This is a genomic window from Pseudomonas sp. Sample_24 (assembly GCF_004307605.1).
Taxonomy (GTDB): domain Bacteria; phylum Pseudomonadota; class Gammaproteobacteria; order Pseudomonadales; family Pseudomonadaceae; genus Aquipseudomonas.
The window spans coordinates 1-2,160 of record NZ_RCNW01000054.1 but is presented as its reverse complement, the minus strand read 5'-3'; the positions used below and the strand labels follow the sequence as shown (position 1 = coordinate 2,160).

Sequence of the window (2,160 nt, the reverse complement as noted above, 5' to 3'; positions counted from 1 at the left end):
AGGTTTTCGTCTACGACTTCCTTCGATGAGCAAGCAGCGGTCAATGCGAGGATGGCGATCAGCAGCAGGTGTTTCACTTGCATGGCGGCTTGCGTCCCTATGACGGCCGCTGTCTTGGGCGGGGCCGTCCTGTTATGATGAGCGCCCCGTTGAAAAGCCTCGGGGCAAAAGACGCCGTATTTAACCACAAGCGCGCAGCCGAAACCAAAGGCTGTGCCGACGCCTAGTCTGAGCATGTCCGATAAAATTGAACTTCGCGCAGAGGTGCCGTCCGAATTGGGCGGCCAACGCCTCGATCAAGTCGCCGCACAATTATTCGCTGAGCACTCGCGCTCGCGCCTTTCCGCCTGGATCAAAGACGGCCGCCTGACTGTGGATGGGGCGGTTATCCGCCCGCGAGACATCGTTCATGGTGGCGCCATTCTTGAACTCACTGCCGAGCAGGAAGCTCAGGGCGAATGGGTCGCTCAAGACATAGCCCTGGACATCGTCTATGAAGACGACGACATCCTGGTGATCAACAAGCCTGCGGGCCTGGTGGTGCATCCGGCTGCCGGTCACGCCGACGGCACCTTGCTCAACGCCCTGCTGCACCACGTGCCGGACATCATCAATGTGCCCCGCGCCGGTATCGTGCATCGCCTGGACAAGGACACCACCGGTCTGATGGTGGTGGCCAAGACCATTCAGGCGCAGACGCAGCTGGTTACACAGTTGCAGAGCCGCAGCGTCAGCCGCATCTATGAATGCATCGTGATCGGTGTGGTAACGGCTGGCGGCAAGATCAACGCGCCAATCGGTCGCCACGGCCAGCAGCGCCAGCGCATGGCGGTAATGGAGGGGGGCAAGCAGGCCGTCAGCCACTACCGCGTGCTTGAGCGTTTCCGCTCCCACACTCACGTGCGGGTGAAGCTGGAGACCGGTCGTACGCACCAGATTCGCGTACACATGGCCCACATCAACTTCCCGTTGGTCGGAGATCCTGCCTACGGCGGTCGTTTCCGGATTCCGCCGGCAGCCAACCCGACCATGGTCGAGTCGCTGAAAAACTTCCCGCGTCAGGCACTGCATGCACGGTTCCTGGAGCTGGATCACCCGACGACCGGTGAACGCATGAGTTGGGAGTCGCCGCTGCCGGAAGATTTCGTCTGGTTGCTGACCCTGCTCAAGCAAGACCGCGAGGCGTTCATCGGATGAGTGACTGGCTGATTCCTGACTGGCCCGCGCCGGCCGGGGTCAAAGCCTGTGTGACCACCCGTGCGGGCGGCGTCAGTCTGGCGCCGTTCGACAGCCTCAACCTCGGCGATCACGTCGGCGACAGCCCTGAGGCCGTCGCCGAAAATCGCCGTCGTCTTACCGATCATTTCTCTATTCAACCGGCCTGGCTGCAGCAGGTCCACGGCATTGTCGTGGCCCATGCCGATCCGGGCCGGGTGGACACGGCTGACGCCAGCTGGACCTCAACGCCGGGCGTCGCCTGCGCGGCGATGACCGCCGATTGCCTGCCTGCGCTGTTTTGCGATCGTGCCGGTACCCGCGTTGCTGCAGCCCATGCCGGTTGGCGCGGGTTGGCGGCTGGCGTGCTGGAAGCCACCCTCGACAGTCTGGCGGTGCCACCTGCCGAAGTATTGGTCTGGCTCGGTCCAGCCATTGGCCCGCAAGCCTTTGAAGTCGGCCCGGAAGTGCGCGAAACCTTCGTGCAGCAATTGCCGCAGGCGGCTGAAGCCTTCGTGCCGAGTCAAAACCCCGGCAAGTTCATGGCCGACATCTATAGGCTTGCGCGTCTGCGCCTGGCTGCTCGCGGCGTCACCGCTGTCTACGGTGGCGGTTTCTGTACCGTGACCGACCCGCGTTTCTATTCTTACCGCCGGGCCCCTCGCACCGGTCGGTTCGCCTCCTTGATCTGGCTCGCCCGCTAAGCTTCTCTGATCTGCATCAATGTATTGATGCTTGAAACTCCCAGAATCGACCGCATCTATAACGGTATCTGGCAGGTTTCTTCATTCAGGATGTTTTATAGGTCCGGCCTGCTCAAAAGGAAGGTGACCCATGCGTATAGACCGTTTAACCAGCAAATTGCAGTTGGCGTTGTCCGATGCCCAATCCCTGGCCGTCGGCCTCGATCATCCGGCCATCGAGCCGGCGCACTTGATGCAGGCC

The 2,160-nt window shown here is 61.8% G+C and carries 3 protein-coding genes; 2 read left to right on the top strand and 1 reads right to left on the bottom strand.

Annotated elements, in window-relative coordinates; translation table 11 throughout:
• A partial coding sequence (locus D8V06_RS30550; RefSeq protein ID WP_206663175.1) for a hypothetical protein occupies positions 1-236 on the bottom strand: 236 nt, incomplete at its 3' end.
• Between D8V06_RS30550 and rluD the strand changes: the two genes are divergently transcribed.
• Both rluD and pgeF read left to right on the top strand, forming a co-directional pair.
• Positions 235-1,197: a 23S rRNA pseudouridine(1911/1915/1917) synthase RluD gene (gene rluD / locus D8V06_RS02520; protein ID WP_130930381.1), complete on the top strand. Its 963-nt coding sequence runs from the start codon at positions 235-237 to the stop codon at positions 1,195-1,197. The genes D8V06_RS30550 and rluD overlap by 2 nt on opposite strands.
• Positions 1,194-1,919: a peptidoglycan editing factor PgeF gene (gene pgeF / locus D8V06_RS02515; protein WP_056855648.1), complete on the top strand. Its 726-nt coding sequence runs from the start codon at positions 1,194-1,196 to the stop codon at positions 1,917-1,919. The genes rluD and pgeF overlap by 4 nt, the downstream gene beginning before the upstream one ends.
• Positions 1,920-2,160: the final 241 nt, after the last annotated feature.